General features: G+C 46.2%; 14 protein-coding genes and 1 riboswitch. Of the genes, 9 read left to right on the top strand and 5 right to left on the bottom strand.

Annotated features, from left to right (window positions below):
- Positions 1 to 4: 4 nt before the first annotated feature.
- The gene (locus EZV76_RS08840; RefSeq protein WP_136566183.1) at positions 5 to 1,861 is read right to left on the bottom strand and encodes a TonB-dependent receptor plug domain-containing protein; all 1,857 of its coding nucleotides are present in this window, start codon (positions 1,859 to 1,861) and stop codon (positions 5 to 7) included.
- Positions 1,862 to 1,930: 69 nt separating this feature from the next.
- Positions 1,931 to 2,151: riboswitch (cobalamin riboswitch) on the bottom strand.
- 54 nt (positions 2,152 to 2,205) lie between these two features.
- On the opposite strand from EZV76_RS08840, the gene EZV76_RS08835 reads away from it, so the two are divergent.
- The 6 genes from EZV76_RS08835 to EZV76_RS08810 are packed head-to-tail and all read left to right on the top strand — an operon-like array spanning position 2,206 to position 7,495.
- The gene (locus EZV76_RS08835; protein WP_136566182.1) at positions 2,206 to 3,363 is read left to right on the top strand and encodes an ABC transporter substrate-binding protein; all 1,158 of its coding nucleotides are present in this window, start codon (positions 2,206 to 2,208) and stop codon (positions 3,361 to 3,363) included.
- Positions 3,364 to 4,395: an iron chelate uptake ABC transporter family permease subunit gene (locus EZV76_RS08830; protein ID WP_136566181.1), complete on the top strand. Its 1,032-nt coding sequence runs from the start codon at positions 3,364 to 3,366 to the stop codon at positions 4,393 to 4,395. It begins immediately after the preceding gene.
- A complete protein-coding gene (locus EZV76_RS08825) occupies positions 4,395 to 5,174 on the top strand; it encodes an ABC transporter ATP-binding protein (RefSeq protein ID WP_136566180.1) in 780 nt (259 codons plus the stop codon). The genes EZV76_RS08830 and EZV76_RS08825 overlap by 1 nt, the downstream gene beginning before the upstream one ends.
- A 60-nt stretch (positions 5,175 to 5,234) precedes the next feature.
- A complete protein-coding gene (locus EZV76_RS08820) occupies positions 5,235 to 6,581 on the top strand; it encodes a DNA recombination protein RmuC (protein ID WP_136566179.1) in 1,347 nt (448 codons plus the stop codon).
- Between the two features lie 3 nt (positions 6,582 to 6,584).
- Positions 6,585 to 6,953, top strand: coding sequence for a DUF8785 domain-containing protein (locus EZV76_RS08815; protein WP_136566178.1), 369 nt, complete (start codon positions 6,585 to 6,587; stop codon positions 6,951 to 6,953).
- Positions 6,950 to 7,495 carry an acyl-CoA thioesterase gene (locus EZV76_RS08810; protein ID WP_136566177.1) on the top strand — a complete coding sequence of 182 codons (546 nt, stop codon included), beginning with the start codon at positions 6,950 to 6,952 and terminating at the stop codon, positions 7,493 to 7,495. Before EZV76_RS08815 ends, EZV76_RS08810 begins: the two co-directional genes overlap by 4 nt.
- Here EZV76_RS08810 and pgl read toward each other — a convergent pair.
- Together pgl and zwf are read right to left on the bottom strand one after the other, a co-directional pair.
- On the bottom strand, positions 7,479 to 8,198 hold the full coding sequence (gene pgl, locus EZV76_RS08805; RefSeq protein ID WP_136566176.1) for a 6-phosphogluconolactonase: 720 nt from the start codon (positions 8,196 to 8,198) through the stop codon (positions 7,479 to 7,481). The two genes, EZV76_RS08810 and pgl, sit on opposite strands and share 17 nt — an antisense overlap.
- Positions 8,199 to 8,328: 130 nt before the next feature.
- Positions 8,329 to 9,861 (bottom strand): glucose-6-phosphate dehydrogenase, encoded by a 1,533-nt coding sequence (gene zwf, locus EZV76_RS08800; RefSeq protein WP_136566175.1) that lies wholly within the window; start codon positions 9,859 to 9,861, stop codon positions 8,329 to 8,331.
- Between the two features lie 167 nt (positions 9,862 to 10,028).
- Between zwf and gnd the strand changes: the two genes are divergently transcribed.
- From gnd to EZV76_RS08785, 3 genes are all read left to right on the top strand, one after another.
- Positions 10,029 to 11,438 (top strand): NADP-dependent phosphogluconate dehydrogenase, encoded by a 1,410-nt coding sequence (gene gnd, locus EZV76_RS08795; protein WP_136566174.1) that lies wholly within the window; start codon positions 10,029 to 10,031, stop codon positions 11,436 to 11,438.
- Positions 11,439 to 11,469: 31 nt separating this feature from the next.
- The gene (locus EZV76_RS08790) at positions 11,470 to 13,503 is read left to right on the top strand and encodes a S9 family peptidase (RefSeq protein ID WP_136566173.1); all 2,034 of its coding nucleotides are present in this window, start codon (positions 11,470 to 11,472) and stop codon (positions 13,501 to 13,503) included.
- Between the two features lie 82 nt (positions 13,504 to 13,585).
- Complete coding sequence (locus EZV76_RS08785; protein ID WP_136566172.1) at positions 13,586 to 14,080, top strand: Cif family virulence factor; 495 nt, start codon at positions 13,586 to 13,588, stop codon at positions 14,078 to 14,080.
- Between the two features lie 118 nt (positions 14,081 to 14,198).
- Here EZV76_RS08785 and EZV76_RS08780 read toward each other — a convergent pair whose 3' ends face one another.
- Positions 14,199 to 15,629 (bottom strand): TolC family protein, encoded by a 1,431-nt coding sequence (locus EZV76_RS08780; RefSeq protein ID WP_236640895.1) that lies wholly within the window; start codon positions 15,627 to 15,629, stop codon positions 14,199 to 14,201.
- Positions 15,616 to 18,885, bottom strand: coding sequence for an efflux RND transporter permease subunit (locus EZV76_RS08775; RefSeq protein ID WP_136566170.1), 3,270 nt, complete (start codon positions 18,883 to 18,885; stop codon positions 15,616 to 15,618). The genes EZV76_RS08780 and EZV76_RS08775 overlap by 14 nt, the downstream gene beginning before the upstream one ends.
- Positions 18,886 to 18,894: the final 9 nt, after the last annotated feature.

The following is an 18,894-nucleotide window of genomic DNA, read 5'->3' as shown; positions in this document are numbered from 1 at the left end:
GTGTTTATAGGTTCAAATTCAATCCAAAGGCCAGATTCCTACCACGAGTGGTAAAGCCGATGACTTCAGTATATTCTTCGTTCAATAGGTTATAACCGTTAACAAAGACCGTCAACCTGTTGAGCAACAATTGATGCTCCACATACAGATTCACCAAGGAAAATGCCTCCAAGGGTTCATCCGTAAAAGTCATGAAATTGGTGTCAAAACGTTCCCCAGTATAGGCGTAGCTCAAGGAAAGGTTGGTGGTTTCACAAACTTGGTAGCCCAATGCCAAATTCACCTTGTGCTTAGGAATTCGAATGGCATTGTCCCCTTTTCGTTCCGTAAAAGTATAGTTCGCATTGATGTCCAAAACATCTAAAGGTTTCCAAGACAACTCCACTTCTACCCCATTGGCATCGATTTCATCAGAAATGTTGATGCTGGTAAAGTTCTGGTCATACCCGATGGCATTCTTCTCATTCCGATTGAAATACAGGGCACTCAAACGCAATCCATCATTGACTTTATACTCCACACCTCCTTCAAGGGTTCTGTTCTCCTCGGGTTCCAAGTCCGGATTGGACCCAAAATCCCCGAACAATTGGGTCAAACTTGGGGTAATGTACGATGTGGCATACGACCCGAACAGCTTTACATACCCATTGGCGGATGAAAAAACGTAGGAAGGGTTAAGATTGTACACAAAGTGACTACCATACTCGGAGTGATTGTTCCAACGTCCACCCACATTCAAATTCAATCCAAAATCAGAAACATAGACCACATTGGCATAGGGATCAACAATATTGAAATCCGTATCATTGGAAAACGTCGCCTCATCCTTGAGATAATTTACGCCCAAAATGGTATGCCATTTATCGTGGATCACATATTTGTTGTAAAAATCAAGTACCAGATTCTTTCCGTCCGAAATACTCTCCCCATAGGTGCTTTTGGAATCCGTTTCGTAATCCGTATATGCTGCGTTCAGGTGCAACGATCCCTTCCCATATGCAAAAGATGAGGCGACTCCGGCCCTCTTCTGGTCCACTCTGGAACGGTTAGGGGCCTCCATGAAATCGGCATCAAATTCATTCGAATATCGGGTCTGGTTTCCATATACGGACAATCGAAAGTTCTCAGAAAATTGATAGCCCAATTTAACGTTGGTGCTGAAATGGGAAAAATTGTCCTCTTCATTTTCCGGGGTCACCGCAGCGGAAAGCCCTTTGGAACTCCGGTTGGAGAAATCCACCACATAATCGAACTTGTCCAAGGTCCCATTCAAGGAAACCGCATTACTGAGGTTGCCCAAATTGTAGTTCTGGTCATCGGCCGTCTGATTGGTCCCCACGGTTGATTGAAAATTCCCTGCCAATTTCTCTTTGGAGCTTTTCTTGGTGGTGATGTTGATTACTGCCGTGGCAGCATTGGTTCCGTAGAGGGTACTGGCCGCTCCCTTGATAATCTCTATGGTTTCAATATTTGCGGTGGAAAGCAAACGCAAATCGTATTCTTGGCTAAAGGATGATGGATCGGAAACCCTGACCCCGTCAATGATGACCAAAACCTGTCTTCCTCGACCGCCACGGGCAAAAACGCCCAAAACATCGCCGTCCCGTCCACGACTTCCCGTAATCTCGATCCCACTCTTGGTGTTGATGATCTGGGCCACGATCTGGCCTTGTTTTCGTTCCAATTCCTCTGCAGTGATCTTGATCACCGTTTTTCCTGAATTCTCACGCTTCAGTTCAAATTTGGAATCGCTCACTACAACCTCATCCAATTGTTGCACGTGGGCCGAATCTTGTTGTTGGGCACAAAGTCCCTTGCCTGCCAAAAGGGCGGCACATAACCATAAATGATTTTTCTTCATTTCGTTTAAATCAATAAACGGGAGCGTAGTATGGTGTTCATACGCAAACTTTTATCCCGAAAGTTTAACATTGTTTGTTTGAATTTGGCAGGTCTCCTGACTTGTCTTATGTAGTTTAACCTTCCCATCCTGCGGACAGTGGTTTTGAAGAAACAACATCCCTCTACAAAAGGGTACCAAACCAAGTTTGGCATAAACTTACAGTTGCGGGAACAGTTCCGGATTTTCACCAGATTCCCTTTTAATCACACGTCAACAACAACGTGCAAACCAAAATTCAACGCGAAAGTAATCAATCTGTTTAATCTTTTTTGGCAAAAGTTAATTAATCTTACTTTTGGTCCATGGCAGAAAAACAGTTATCCAGACTCCTCATTGGAATCGCTTCCTTGCTCTTGGTTTTGGGCTGTGGCAAAAAAAAGAAAAACCCACCCATCGAAGTAGCTGCAAAGGAATCCCAAATCCAATATGCTACGGGCTTTACGGTCCAACACAATGGCCAGTTTACCGAAATTGAGGTCACAGCAGCTTGGCCAGGTTCCGAAAAAAGTTTCAAATATGCCTTGGTGCCCAGGGAAAAGTTGGCCGTCATTAGCCTACCTAGGGATGCCTATGATGCCATTGTGGCGATACCTATTGAGCGCATGGTAATCACTTCAACTACTCATATTCCTTCCTTGGAAGCCTTGGGTGTACTCGAATCCGTAGTCGGGTTTCCCAATACTGATTTGATTTCATCTACTGCCACCCGGCAGCGAATCGACCAAGGCCTGATCAAAGAATTGGGTACCAATGAGAATATCAATACCGAGGTGGTCTTGGAACTCAACCCTGAACTGGTCATGGGATTTGGCATCAACGATACCAACAAGGCCTATGACATCATCAAACGCGCTGGAATTCCCGTGGTCTATAATGGGGATTGGGTGGAACAGACCCCATTGGGAAAAGCGGAATGGATCAAATTCTTTGCCCCTTTCTTTCAGAAAGAAATGGAGGCCGACAGCATTTTTAACGATATTGAAAAGTCTTATCAAGAGGCCAAAGTACTGGCCAAAAATGCCAAAGAACGTCCTATCGTACTTACAGGTGGACTTTACAAGGACGTATGGTACGTTTCCGGTGGAAAAAGTTGGATGGCCCAATTTTTAGAAGATGCCAATACTGATTATATCTGGGCCGATACCGAAGAGACCGGGGGAATCGGTTTAAGTTTGGAAGCCGTCCTGGAAAAAGCACAACAAGCGGATTATTGGTTGAACCCATCCCTTCACGGGACGTATGAAGAATTGGAACAGGCCAATATCCATTACCACCAATTTTCGGCATTTTCCAATAAGAAGGTATATTCCAATGCCATCAGGAAGGGAGCCACGGGTGGATTGGTTTTTTATGAATTGGCACCCCAACGCCCCGATTTGGTGTTGAAAGACCTTATTTCCATCTTACATCCGGGACTCTTGCCTAGTTATGAATCCCATTTTTACAGGCCTTTGCAGTAGATGTCGCACCCAAGATCATATCGCCTTTCCTTTGTGTTGATTTCGGTCGCGCTCTGCCTTGCATTGGTATTGAACATCAGTTCGGGTTCCGTTTCCATTCCCTTTTTTGCAACCCTTTCCGGGCTTATGGGGAAACCTTTGGAGGTATCTTCGTGGGAATACATCCTTTGGGACTATCGCGTTCCCAAGGCATTTACCGCACTTTTGGTTGGGGGTGGGCTTTCCCTGAGTGGACTTTTGATGCAGACCCTGTTCCGAAATCCACTGGCAGGACCCTTTGTCTTGGGCATTAGCTCCGGCGCCAGTTTGGGGGCTGCACTGCTTTTGATGGGAACCTCATTCCTTTCAAGCTTTGCTTCCCTGTCTTTTGTGGGCGATGTTTCCTTGGCCATTGCTGCCAGTCTGGGCAGTTTTTTGGTACTGGCCGTAGTGCTCGCTGTTGCGCAACGCATACGCGACACCATGGCCTTGTTGGTCATTGGGTTGATGTTTGGCAGTATCACCTCGGCATTAGTCAGCGTACTGGCCTATTTTACCAGCGCGGAAAGTTTACAGCGCTTTATCTTTTGGTCCTTTGGTAGCGTGGGGAATTTGAGTTCCCAACAATTATCTCTTTTAACAGGGATTGTACTTTTGGGTGTCCTACTGTGCATTCTCTCCATCAAAGCCCTCAATGCCTTTTTGTTGGGAGAGCATTATGCCCAAAGTCTTGGAGTTTCCCTTAGAAAATCGAGATGGATCATCATCATCGCAGCGGGATTGTTGGCCGGTGGCATAACCGCCTTTGCCGGCCCTATTGTGTTCATCGGATTGGCGGTACCACACCTTACGCGACAGATATTCGACACTATGGAACACCGTATTTTGGTGCCTGCCGTATTCCTGTATGGAGCCATCTTAATGTTGCTCTGTGATACCTTCGCCCAATTGCCCAACTCGGTGAACGTATTGCCCATCAATGCGATTACCTCATTGGTTGGGGCACCCGTTGTAATATGGTTGTTGGTACGAAAACGCAAAATGATATTCTGATGGAAAACGTTGAAAAACATATCCTTTCCACCAAAGAATTGACCATTGGGTATGGTGTAAAAGTTGTGGCAGAACACATCAATTTTTCACTGGAAGCGGGAACCTTGTGCGGTATTGTTGGGGCCAACGGAATCGGGAAATCCACCTTGCTCCGAACCTTGGGCAGCTTCCAACCCAAACTAGAGGGGCGCATTTACCTGAAGGGTAAAGCATTGGAGGACCATTCGCCTTCCGAAATGGCCCAAAAACTCAGTGTGGTCCTCACGGAACCTCCTGCATCCAAAAATCTTACTGTCCAAGAACTCATTGCTTTGGGAAGACAACCCTATACCAACTGGTTGGGAAGCCTTACCGCATCGGACAAAGAACACATCAACCAAAGTATAAATGCCTTTTTGCTCAACGATTTACGAAATGTCAAATGCCACGAATTGAGCGACGGCCAGTTGCAACGGGTTCTTATTGCCCGGGCCATGGCACAGGACACCCCTTTGATCCTGTTGGATGAGCCCACCACCCATTTGGACCTCTATCACAAGGTTCAAATCTTGAAATTGTTGCAACAGTTAGCGCATGAAAACCAAAAAACCATAGTCTTTACCACCCATGAGATTGATTTGGCCATTCAGTTGTGCGACAAGACCTTGATTTTGGACGGCGTAAACAACCCGTTCGGAGCACCATGCGAACTGATTGAACAACATCATTTTGAACGCTTGTTTCCTTCGGAAATGATTCAGTTTGATGCCAAAACGGGCACGTTCAAGGTGAATAAGTAAGTTTATTTTCCATTTTGGCATCCATCGGAATCCGTTATCTTTATCCTAAGAAATCTTTTCATGAGCACAGAACTGATCTATCTATTTATAGGAATTATTGCCTTGGCATTAGGGCTGTTTGGTGGCATGTACATCCAAAAGTTAAAGACCAAGTCCACCGAAAGTGTTTGGGCAGAACGGGAGCAACAACTCCATGCCTCCATCAAATCCCTCAATGATAAATTGTTATTGGGCGATGAGGAACGGAAACAGTTACAATCCGAAAAAGAACAGCAAAGCAACCAGTTGGTGCGTTATCAAGCTGATTTGGAAAACCTTCAACTCAAAAACAGGGAACAAAAGGAAGAGGTTGAAAAACTACAGGAAAAGTTCACCAAAGAGTTTGAGGTCCTTGCCAACAAAATTCTGGAAGAAAAAAGCGAAAAGTTTACCAAGAGCAATAAAGAGAACATTGAGAACATCCTCACCCCTCTCAACAAAAAGATAAAGGAGTTTGAGGAGAAGGTGGAAAATTCGCAAAAGGAGAATATCAGTATCCACTCGGCCTTGAAGGAGCAGTTGCACCACCTCCAGAACCAAAACCTTAAAATAACCCAAGAGGCCGAAAACCTGACCAAAGCATTGAAAGGCGATAGCAAAATGCAGGGGAACTGGGGAGAATTGGTTTTGGAACGGGTCCTGGAAAAGTCTGGCTTGGAGAAAGATAGGGAATATAGTGTTCAGCAAAGCTTTACCCGTGAAGATGGAAGTAGGGTCTTGCCCGACGTCATCATCCATTTGCCCGATGGCAAAAAAATGGTCGTGGATTCCAAGGTCTCATTGACCGATTATGAGCGATATACCAATGCCGAGGAGGATGACCGACCCAAATTCCTGAAAGATCATATCAACTCGCTGCGGAAGCACGTGGAACAGTTGTCAGCCAAAAAATATGAGGACCTCTATGAAATGGAGAGCCCGGATTTTGTATTGATGTTCGTGCCCATTGAGCCTGCCTTTGCCGTGGCCATAAACGAGGACGTCTCGCTCTACAACAAGGCCTTTGAACAGAACATTGTCATTGTGACCCCATCTACATTGCTCGCTACGCTTCGTACCATTGATACCATGTGGAGCAATGAGAAACAGCAAAAAAATGCCATGGAAATTGCCCGACAGGCTGGGGCCCTGTACGACAAGTTTGTTGGTTTTATGCAGGACTTGACCCAAGTGGGCAAAAAAATGGATGATGCCAAAGGGGAATACAAAAATGCCATGAGCAAGTTGTTCGATGGTCGAGGCAATATTGTGATCAGTATTGAAAAATTACGAACCATGGGGGCCAAAGCCAAAAAGTCCTTGCCCGAGCCAATATTAAAACGTGCCCATGAGGATGATTTTGAGGAAGACCCTAAACTAGAACTATAAGTCGTGAGAAAGTTTTTATTTATCGCCATTTCTGCCATAGTGCTGGGAATCGCCGCCTATTTTGCCTTTATCTACTACGTGCCCTTCAGTGAGGGCTATCGTTCCGGGGAACTCATCAAGTTCAGCCGCAGGGGTGTGATCGCAAAGACCTGGGAAGGGCAAATCAGTCAAGGGCTTTCGGGCACCAATGTGTTTTCCTTTTCTGTGGAGGACAGCCAAACGGAGATCATCGAAAAGATGAAGGAATATCAAGGCCAGTACATCAAAGTGACCTACAAGGAACGCTACGCCACCTTCTTTTGGCTGGGCGATACCAAATATTTCATCACCGAAGTGGAAACCGAAAAGTCACCGCTATTCAGAAATCAATGAAAAAATTCAAATCGTCCAAAGAAAGTAGGGTCTCCATTACCGAACTCATGCTCCCATCCCATTCCAATTTTGGGGGCAAGGTGCACGGTGGACACATTCTTAACCTTATGGACCAAATTGCTTTTGCCTGTGCTTCAAAACATTCGCAAAGCTACTGTGTGACAGCTTCCGTGAACCGGGTAGACTTTTTAAATCCCATTGAAGTGGGCGAATTGGTCACGCTCAAGGCCTCTATCAACTATACCGGAAAAACCTCCATGGTGGTCGGGGTACGGGTGGAATCCGAAAATGTGACCACGGGTGAGGTAAAACATTGCAACTCTTCTTATTTTACCATGGTGTCCAAAGGAAAGGATGGGAAAAACAAAACGGTTCCGGGATTGATCTTAAAAAGCAAACAGGACATCCGCCGATTTGCCCGAAGCAAGGAACGGAAGCAATCTGCATCTAGTCGCGATAGCAAATACGAATCCAACAACTTTAAGGTAAACGAGTTTTTGGAGTTTTTGGAAGGGGAAAATGTGACTATGGATTTGGACTAAGCCCTGTGGCGGCATCCTCATCCAAAAACCAAACCAGATTTCCCGATGTTGGATTGACAAGGCTAGCCGGATACACTTCAGAACCTGCTGTTTTCCCCAAAACCGCCTTTACTTTTTCAGCTTTGGAATCCCCTGTGACCAAAAAAGCGACTTCTTTGGCGGTATTGATGACCTTTCCATTAATGGAAACCCTTTTTTGACCTGAATCGGGATGCGTAGCCACTACGCAATGGTCCTCGGCGTTCCAAAGCCCAATCTCATGGGGAAAAATGGAAGCCGTATGTCCGTCATCGCCCATACCCAGAATGACCAAATCAAACTGGGGAATGCCTTCTATCCTATCCAAATTGATTTCCAACAGGTTGGCATAGCGCATGGCTTCACCACTAGGGTCATTTTCTCCCAATACACGATGGATATTGGCTTCGGGCACCTCAATTTTTGAAAATAGATGCTCCACGGTCATTTTGTAGTTGCTGTCATCATCAGTAGGAGGAACACAACGTTCATCCCCCCAATAAAAATGAATCTTGCTCCAATCAATTTCATCCGAAAATTTTTCGGCAAGTACATCAAATACGATTTTGGGTGTGCTACCCCCCGAAAGGGCCACATGGAACTCTCCCGAATTGGCTTTCTCCTTAAAATAGGTTGAAAACTGTTCCGCTACCTCTTGTTTATCCTTGTATACCTTTAACTCCATCAAACATCTAATTTCATTTGTTCTTGACTAAACTGGTTCTCGACTGCGCTCGAACTGACAATTGCACATTGCACATTGTTCATTGTTCATTGTTCATTGTTCATTGTTCATTGTTCATTGTTCATTGTTATTAGCAAATCACACAATATCCAGGGTCATCGGCGAGATTCTCCCCTGGGTTCCGCCAAAAACCAAAACCATTCATAAGGTTATCGGCATTTTCAGGACCCCATACCCCCGCAGCATATCCGTACATACGAACATCCTTGCCATTCTTCCAATAATCCAGAATTGGGTCCACAAATTCCCAAGCGGCTTCCACCTCATCGGCACGGGCATAAAGTGTGGCATCTCCCTGCATGGCATCCAATAAAAGTCGTTCATAAGCTTCCATGACATAGGTTTCAGCTAAACTGGAGTAATAAAAATCCAAATTGGCACGCTCCACCTTGAAACCCTGTCCCGGGACCTTAACCCCAAATTTGATCAAAATACCTTCATCCGGTTGTATCCGTATAATCAGTTTATTGTCCTTGCTTTGCATACCCGAATCCTTGAAAATCTGGTGGTGCGGTGCCTTAAAATGGATCACTACCTCGGTGACCTTGGTAGGCATCCGCTTTGCGGTACGCACATAAAACGGTACGCCATGCCAGCGCCAATTGTCCGCAAAAAACTTAATGGCCGCATAGGTTTCCGTGGTGGAATTGGGGTCTACCCCCTCCTCTTCCCGATATCCCTTCACCTTTTCCCCATTGATTTCCGAAGCTACATACTGGGCACGGATCGTATTGTCGAACAAGGTTTGCTCATCCTTCATGATACGGAGCGATTTCAGCGCTTTCACTTTCTCGTTACGGATTTCCTCGGGTTGATCCCCAATGGGTGGCTCCATCACCACCAAGGATACAATCTGCAACAAATGGTTCTGGAACATATCGCGTAGCGCCCCGGATTTATCATAGTACCCCCCTCTTTTCTCTACTCCGACACTCTCGGCATTGGTGATCTCCACATGGTCGATATAGTTTCGGTTCCACAATGGCTCAAAAATGCTATTGGAAAAACGGGTCACCAATAGGTTCTGCACCGTTTCCTTTCCCAGATAATGGTCTATCCGGTATATCTGGGGTTCCGTAAAATATTTGTGGAGTCCTTTGTTGAGCTGTCTTGCCGTTTCCAGACTATATCCAAAAGGCTTTTCCACGATCAAACGCTTCCAACCGTTGTTTTGGGTATTCATGCCCGCTTCGGACAAATTTTGGGCAATAGTCTCATACAATGTAGGTGGGGTTGAAAGGTAATACATGATATTCCCAGAGGTGCCATGATCGGCCTTCAGGCTTTCAACACGTTTACGAAGCGGCGCATAATCTGTATCGTAATCCTTCCCTAAATCCATGTAAAAAAGCTTATCGGCGAAGCCTTTCACCTCACTTTCATCCAGTTTTTTGATTTTCTCTTTCAAATAGGGGCTTTTATACACCACCCTATCCCGAAATGCTTCATCCGTAAGGTCACTTCTGCTCGCCCCCAATACCACAAAATTGGGCGGTAGTTGCTTGGCCAAATAGAGATTGAAGAGGCCTGGAATCAATTTTCTTGCGGTCAAATCGCCAGATGCCCCAAAAATTACGAGCATTTGGTTTTCGGTCTTTTTCATACGATAGTTGATATTGGCTGAGTAATTCCTTCGGATGATCGCACACACCATCCAATGAAGTCCTTTTATATTTGAGCATAACGAATATAAGGTTTATTTTAGGTTCTGATTTCAACAAATAGCTTACTTTAAATTGTCTTAACATAAGAAGCTGAAAACGAAGCACAATGACAGATACGTATGATTTTGGCCTAGTAGGTCTGGGAGTAATGGGACGCAATTTTATCTTGAATGTGGCCGATAATGGCTTTACCGCCTTCGGAAACGATTTGGATACCGAAAAAGTAAATGCACTGATCCAAGAAGGTGACGATACCTCAAAAGTAAACGCCAGTTCCGATGTAAAAACCTTTGTACAAGCCCTTACCATCCCTAGAAAAATCATGCTGTTGGTCCCTGCGGGAAAAGTGGTGGACATAGTTATTGAGAGCTTATTGCCCCATTTGGACCAAGGCGATATCATCATTGATGGTGGAAATTCTTTTTTCACGGATACAGACCGACGCGAGGCCTATTTGAAGGAAAAAGGCATCAACTTTTTTGGGGCCGGGGTTTCCGGTGGTGCCAAGGGGGCCAGAAAAGGTCCCAGCATCATGCCCGGAGGGTCGCGTGAGGCCTATCAGCATGTAAAACCCATTTTTGAAGCGGTTTCCGCCAAGTATAAAGGTGAGCCCTGTGTGGCGTATTTAGGCCCTAAGTCGGCTGGAAACTATGTAAAAATGGTGCACAATGGCATTGAATATGGATTGATGCAGCTTACTTCGGAAATGTACGACTTGCTCAAAAAAGCGGGTGGACTTTCCAATGAAGAACTTCACAAAACCTATTCGGAATGGAACCAAGGGCGATTACAATCGTTTTTGGTGGAAATCACTTCTGAAATATTTACACAAAAAGACGAGTTGACCAGTGCTGACCTCGTGGATATGATCTTGGACAAGGCCAAGCAAAAGGGAACCGGAAAATGGACTTCCCAAAATGCCATGGACTTGGGTATTCCCGTCCCCACTATCGATGTGGCGGTGAGTATGCGGGAAATCTCGGCTCTCAAAGACGAACGGATCAAAGCGGATGCGTTGTACAACCGTCCAACACCTAAAGGTGTTGACAAAAATGACTTTATCTACAAAGCTGAACAAGCGTTGTATTTTGCCTTTATCATAACCTATGCCCAAGGCATGCACCAGTTGGCTGATGCCTCCAAAGAATATGGTTACGAACTGGAACTGGGTGAAATTGCCAAAATATGGCGTGCTGGATGCATTATCAGAGCGGCCCTTTTGGCAGATATTACCGACGCCTATCGCGCAGATAACGACTTGCAAAACCTATTGCTCTCTCCTTCCTTTGTGGAAAAAGTGAAGGAAACGGTTGATGCAGCCCGTGAATTGGTGGCCTACGGGGCCGCTAACGGCATTCCCTTACCCGGATTGTCCAATGCCCTTACCTACTTTGATGCCTATACCAGTAGCCGTTTACCACTGAACCTTATTCAGGCGCAGCGCGATTATTTTGGCTCCCACACCTATGAGCGGGTAGACCGCGATGGGATTTTCCATACCGAGTGGGAGGAATAAGACTAACCATCAGCAATTAACTCACAATCCTATGAAAAAATTACTCACTACCACATTTTTTACTGTCTTGTCCATTTCCTTAGGGATGACGCAAGTACAGTCCAACTTGGAACTCTTGGACATCTTCAACATGGAGTACATTTCGGACCCTCAGATTTCCCCTGATGGTTCCAAAGTCATCTATGTACGGAATTTTAAGGACGTCATGACTGATAGAAATCTATCCAATCTCTGGATTGTGAATTTTGACGGTTCCAACAATCGCCCCTTGACCACAGGAAACCATAATGATTTTGCACCCAAATGGTCCCATGACGGCACAAAAATTGTCTTCAAATCCAATATGGCCGATGAAAAGATGAAGCTCTACCTCATGTGGTTGGACACCAAGGAAACCATGGCCTTGACCAATACGCCACAAGCTCCGGGGCAGGTTTCTTGGTCGCACAACGGCCGGTATGTGGCCTTCAATATGTTTGTGCCCAAGGAAAATAAATCCATCATCAAGATGCCGGCCAAACCGGAAGGCGCCAAATGGAACGACCCACCCAAATACATAGACCAAATGAATTATCGTGGGGATGGCCAAGGATATATAAAAGGAGGAAACATGCAATTGTTCACCCTTCCCATTTCCGGGGGAACACCCAAACAACTCACCTTTAGCGATTTTGACCACGGAGGTCCTATTTGGTCCAAAAATGACAGCCACCTTTATTTTAGCGCCAATTTTCACAAGGATGAGGAATTTGAGGCCCTAGACAGCGAAATTTACCAGATCGGTGTAGGTACCGGTGAAACCAAAGCCCTCACCGACCGTAATGGCCCTGATGGAAACCCCGTGCTTTCCCCTGACGGTTCCAAAATTGCCTATTTGGGCTTTGATGATCGCCTTCAAGGGTATCAACTGACCCAGCTGTATGTAATGAATGCCGATGGAAGCAATGCCCAATTGATTTCCGGGGACTTTGACAGGGATGTGGAAGATATGGCCTGGAACAGCAAAGGGGATGGGCTCTATGTCGCCTACACCGATAAGGGATTGGGGAAACTGGCCTCCATTACCCTATCCGGAAAGGTGACCGATATCGCAGAAGGCTTGGGCGGATTGTCTCTGGGCAGACCTTACAATGCAGCCAGCTTTTCCGGCTCTTCCAACAACAAATTCGCCTATACCCTAGGTAAAACAGACCATCCTTCTGATTTGGCGGTTGTGGATGCCAAAGGGAACAGCAAACGTTTGACCGCCCTCAATGACGACCTCTTTTCGTTCAAAAATTTGGGCAAGGTGGAAGAATTATGGTGGGAGTCTTCCTATGACCAACGCAAAATACAGGGCTGGGTGGTTACCCCTCCCAATTTTGACCCGTCCAAAAAATACCCCATGATCTTGGAAATCCATGGAGGACCTTTTACTAGCTACGGTTTTGTGTATTCTGCGGAAATCCAAGCCTATGCGGCGGCTGGTTATGTGGTGCTCTATACCAACCCTAGGGGTAGTACCAGCTACGGGGAGGAATTTGGCAACCTGATCCATCATGACTATCCCAACCATGATTATGACGACCTCATGTCTGGCGTGGATGCCTTGTTGACCAAAGGTTTTGTGGATCAAGACAACCTTTTTGTCACCGGCGGAAGTGGCGGCGGGGTACTCACAGCTTGGATCGTGGGTAAAACAGACCGTTTTAAGGCGGCCGTAGTGGCCAAACCGGTTATCAATTGGTATAGTTTTGTCCTTTATGCCGATGGCGTACAGTTCTTCTCCAAATATTGGTTCGGAAAAAAACCGTGGGAGGACCCCGAAAACTATATGAGACGTTCTCCCCTCACCTATGTGGGCAATGTTACCACCCCAACCATGTTGATGACCGGGGAAGAGGATTACCGAACCCCGATAGCGGAATCCGAGCAGTTTTATGCCGCTTTGAAATTACAGAATGTGGAAACTGCCATGGTGCGAATTCCTGGGGCTTCACACGGCATCGCCAATAAGCCGAGCAACTTAATCGCCAAAATAGCCAGTGTGTTGGCTTGGTTTGAAAAATATAAAGACAAGGATTAAAATTTAAGGGGAAGCTTTTTTTCAGAATACTAAGAATCAGTATATTACTACTTAATTAAACACCAACCTTAAAATTAGTATTATGAAAAAACTCGTTTTTCTATTGCCATTTCTTGTTTTAGCCTGTAATCAAATTCCAAAGAATACAGAGGTCATGGCGGAAGAACCCGTTGTTGCCCAGGCCATTGATGTTGCTGCCGAAGTGGAGGCCATCAATCAACTTCGTGCATCGTTTCAACAAACCATCAAAGAAAAGCGGTATGATGATTTGGGTCAGTATGCCACAGCAGACATGAAAGGTGTTTCGCCAGGCAGTGAAGACTGGCTTGAATATAGGAAGCAGCGTGAAGAACGTTTGGGGAAATTCAGCTATGATAGTATCATCATGACCCCCCAAGAAACTGTGATTGCAAGCGATTCCATTGCCTATGATTATGGCACCAGTAAAGTGTATTACACAAATGACAAAGGCGAGTCTGTTGAATTACAGGACACTTTTATTGTGATTCTTAAAAAGGACAAGGAAGATAATCGATGGAAAATACACAGAGAGGTAGCTTCTGCCATTGTTGAGTAAAATTGGTCTCACTGTCTTTTCCAAAATTTAGAAAGCCCATGCAAATGTAACATGGGCTTTCACTTTTGAGAAACCAATAGCGCATTACGTAGGCACAACAACTATTGATTTGGGGTTTTTAATTCCAGCCACCCCCCAAGGCACGATACATATGTACCTGGGCCAGCATCTGGTCCTTTTTGGTCTCCACCAGCTCCATCTTGGACTCCAAAGCTTCGCGCTGCGCCAACAATACCTCTATATATTCCACCCGTGCGGATTGGAAAAGGCGTGTGGACAACTCAATGGATTCCGTGAGGGCCTGCACTTGACCTTCTTTTAATTCGTAGCTGTTTTTCAGGTTGTCGATGTTGGACAACTGATTGGCCACTTCGATATAGGCATTCAAAATGGCCTTTTCGTATTCAAAAACCGCTTGCAACTGTCGGTCCGTGGCATTCTTGTACTCCGCTTTGATGGCATTTCGGTTGATCAAGGGAGCTACCATATCGCCCATGACCGAATACAACACGGATTCTGGGGTGGTGGTAAGGTATTTGGTGTTGAATGCCTGCAATCCCAAGCCTGCCTTGATGGTAAACTGGGGATAGAAATTGGCCTTGGCCGCTTTGGTGTCCAACTTGGCAGCTGCCAACTCAAACTCCGCCCGACGTACATCAGGTCTATTCTGCAACAATTGTGATGGAATCCCGGCATAAATGCTATCGATGGAGGTGTCAATAAAGTTGTCGGACTCCCTTTGAATGTGTTGCGGGGTACGTCCCAACAAGAAATTGAGCTTGTTCTCCGTTTCCACGATCTCTTGCTGAATTTCGTATTTATGGCTTTGGTTTTTCAACACCTCTGCCTGAAAACGACGAACTCCCAACTCCGTGGCCCTTGCCGCCTGCTTTTGGAGCTTAACCATTTTTAGGGCATTCTGCTGAATCTCCAGATTCTGCTGAATAATGGCCAATGCATTGTCCAATGCCATCAACTCATAATACGAATCTGCAATTTCCGAAACCAATTGGGTTACCATAAAATTCTTGCCCTCCACACTGGACAGGTATTCAAACACGGCTGCCTTTTTCTCATTGCGCAGCTTCTTCCACACATCCAGTTCCCATGTGGCAAAGGCCCCGACCTTATAATCCGTCAAGGGTTCAGGAAACTCCTCTCCTTCCTTGATTTCTAGGTTCTTCTCCACGGCGCCATTTCGGGTATACTCTCCCACTTTTTCCACTTCGGCTCCCGCCAAAAGGTTCACAAAGGGCAAATACTCACCTTTTTTAGCCTGAATCCCGTTCTTGGCCATATCCACTTGTTGAAAAATGATATTCAACTCTTGGTTGTTCACCAAGGCCGTATCGATCAAGGCCACAAGGTTGGGGTCCTTAAAAAACTCCTTCCATTGTACCACTCCTGTATTCACGGTATCTATGGATTGGTTTTGATATTGCTCGGGCACTGTTCTGTTTTCATCCCGAATCTCACGAGTGGGCACACAGGCGTAAAAGGCCGCTGCTGCCAACACAGCGACCCCGTATAATTTCCTATTCCGTATCATTGTCTCCTTTTTTCTTGTTGTTACCATTTCTTGTGGCCATTTTTTTCAACAGCTTGTTGATTTCACGGAGTCTGGCCCTAACCTTGCTCTCTCCCTCACTGGTCCTGAACAACTCTTCAGAAATAGGCTCATGGTGTTCGTCCTTGATAAGACTCTTGCCTTCGGCCATTTTGGCAAAAAGGTAGTACAGTCCTGGAATCAACAATACGCCGAACAAGGTTCCAATGAGCATTCCACCCAAGGCAGAACCACCAATGGTCCGGTTTCCGATGGCTCCTGCCCCAGTGGCCACCACCAACGGAATCAAACCTGCGATAAAGGCAAAAGAGGTCATCAAAATGGGTCGGAACCGCTGTTTGGAACCTTCAATCGCCGCAGCAAGGATGGTAGCTCCCTGACGGTGCTTCTGCACGGCAAATTCCACAATCAATACCGCATTTTTACCCAACAGTCCCACCAGCATAATCATCCCGATCTGGGCATACACGTCATTGGACAGCCCCATGACCTTGAGCAAGAAGAATGAACCAAACACCCCAACAGGCAGCGATAGAATTACTGCCAGTGGCAATAGGAAACTTTCATACTGTGCAGCCAAAACCAAATACACGAATATCAATACCACAATAAAAATGTAGATGGATTCATTACCACGCTGTGCCTCATCATAGGAGAGACCTTCCCAAGCAATATCGTACCCTCGGGGAAGGGTCTGCTCCGCCACTTCCTGGATGGCCTTGATGGCATCCCCACTGGTATACCCCGCTGCCGGTAATCCGCGAATGGCCGCAGAATTGTACAGGTTGTATCGGGTAATCTCGTTGGGACCCAGCTTTTTCTCCATGGTCATGAATGCGGAATAAGGAACCATCTCCCCTTCTTCATTCTTGACATAGAATTTCTCCAAATCCGAAGGCATGCCTCGATACTCCGGTGCCGCTTGGGTATATACCTTGAAGAAACGTCCAAAGCGGATAAAGCCTTGCTCATAGGTACTCCCGATCAGAATATTGAGATTTTCCATCGCTTTTCCAATGGAAACACCCTTTTGCATGGCCACTTTGTTATTGATCTTTAACTCGTACTGGGGATAGTTGGCCGCAAAGAAGGTGAACAAACCGGTCAACTCCTTGCGCTCCCGAAGGGATTCCATAAACTCGTTGTTGATACGCTCAAACTCATGGTAATCCGTACCATTGGTCTTGTCCAACAATCGCATGGAGAATCCGCCGGAGGAACCAAAGCCTGGGACGGCGGGGGGCTCAAAGTATTCAATGACCGCCCCTAGGTCTTTGGTTTCTTCTTCCAGCTCTTCCATGATCTCGTGTACGGAATGTTCTCGTTGCGACCATGGTTTAAGGTTGATGAGACAGGTACCGGCATTGGATCCCCGACCTTCGGTCATGATCTCATATCCGGCCAAAGAGGATACGGATTCCACTCCTTCGGTCTCTTCACAAATTTTCATAAGCTTCCGCGCCACCTCATTGGTACGCTCCAAAGTTGCCCCAGGAGGGGTTTGGATAATGGCGTATATCATCCCTTGGTCCTCATTGGGAATAAACCCTGCAGGCAATACCTGATTGGTAAGGAAAATACCTGCACAGAACGCCAATAAGGCCCCAAAAGTGACCACTCTTCGGTTTACGATCTTGGTCAAGAAGCCTACATATTTTCCGGTAAGTTTTTCAAACTTGCCATTGAACCAATCGATGAATCGGTTTACGGGTGATTTTCTTCTAGGTTGACCATGGGTGTTTTTCAACATCATGGCACAGAGTACCGGAGTCAGTGTCAAGGCCACAATGGCTGAAATGACAATGGAACCTGCCATGGTAATGGAAAACTGCCGATAGAATACCCCTACCGGTCCGGTCATGAAAGAAATTGGGATAAACACCGAGGTCATTACCAAGGTAATGGCGATAATGGCCCCTCCAATTTCACCCAACACTTCATAGGAGGCTTTGTAGGGAGTAAGGTTCTCCTCGTGCATTTTCACGTGCACCGCCTCCACCACAACAATAGCATTGTCCACCACAATACCAATGGCCAATACCAATGCAAACAGGGTGATCAGATTAATGGACAGCCCAAAAAGCTGCATCACAAAGAAGGCACCGATAAGGGAAACAGGTACCGCAATGATCGGTATCAAGGTAGATCGCCAATCCCCCAAGAAGAGGAACACCACAATGGCCACCAGGATGAAGGCATCCCGAAGTGTGTGAAGTACCTGATCAATGGATGCATCCAAGAAGTTGGATACGTCATAGCTGATCTTGTAATCAATACCCGGAGGCATTTCAGCTTCGAGTTCATCCAGTTTTTCCTTAACGGACTTGATCACATCGCTACCGTTACTTCCAAACGTTTGTTTCAATACAATGGACGCTGAAGGCTTTCCATCCAGGTTGGAATAGATATCGAAGAACTCACTTCCGAGTTCCACACTGGCTACATCGCCCAACTTGAGCAACTCTCCTTCTTCATTGGCCTTGATGATGATGTCCTCGTACTGCTCAGGCTCGCTGTAACGGTCTTGGTACACCAAAACATACTCCAAGGACTGCGCCTTTTTTCCGGAACTTCTTCCCAAACGTCCTGGACGGGCCAAAATACTTTGGTCTTCCATGGCTTCGAGAACTTCCTCTGCTGAAATGTTGTACGCCCTCATACGATCTGGCTTCAACCAAACCCGCATGGCATATTTACGGCTACCCAAAATCTGCGCACTGGCAATCCCGTTGATCCGCTGGATCTCTGGAATCATCTTGGTGTAGGCATAGTTATAGAGGAACTTCTCATCGTTGTTCTTGGAATCACTGTACAGGTTCACGTACATCAGCATACTGGGCTGTACCGGGGTGATGATGACCCCTTCACGCTGCACCAACTCGGGTAAGAGGGGCATTACTTGGTCTACCCGGGTCTTTACCCGTACCACAGCTTGGTTGGGGTCGGTGCCCGGTTCAAAGATCACACGCAAGGTACCTTCGCCCGCACTGGTGGCATCGGAAGCAATGTACCGCATTCCCTGTACCCCGTTGATGGAGGTTTCCAAAGGAATCAAGGTCGATTTTACCAACACATCGGCACTTGACCCCGGATAAGCGATAAAGATATTGACCGTGGTCGGTGCAATTTGGGGAAACTGCGATATGGGCAGTTGTTTTATGGCTAGTAGCCCCGTAAACACAATGATCACGGAGATCACTATGGCCAAAACGGGCCTATGAATAAATTTTTTGAACATCTTATTGAA

It is taken from the genome of Flagellimonas alvinocaridis, assembly GCF_004916895.1.
In the GTDB taxonomy this organism is placed as follows: domain Bacteria; phylum Bacteroidota; class Bacteroidia; order Flavobacteriales; family Flavobacteriaceae; genus Flagellimonas; species Flagellimonas alvinocaridis.
Note: the sequence above shows the minus strand (reverse complement) of the source record. Positions and strands in the feature narration are given on the sequence as shown.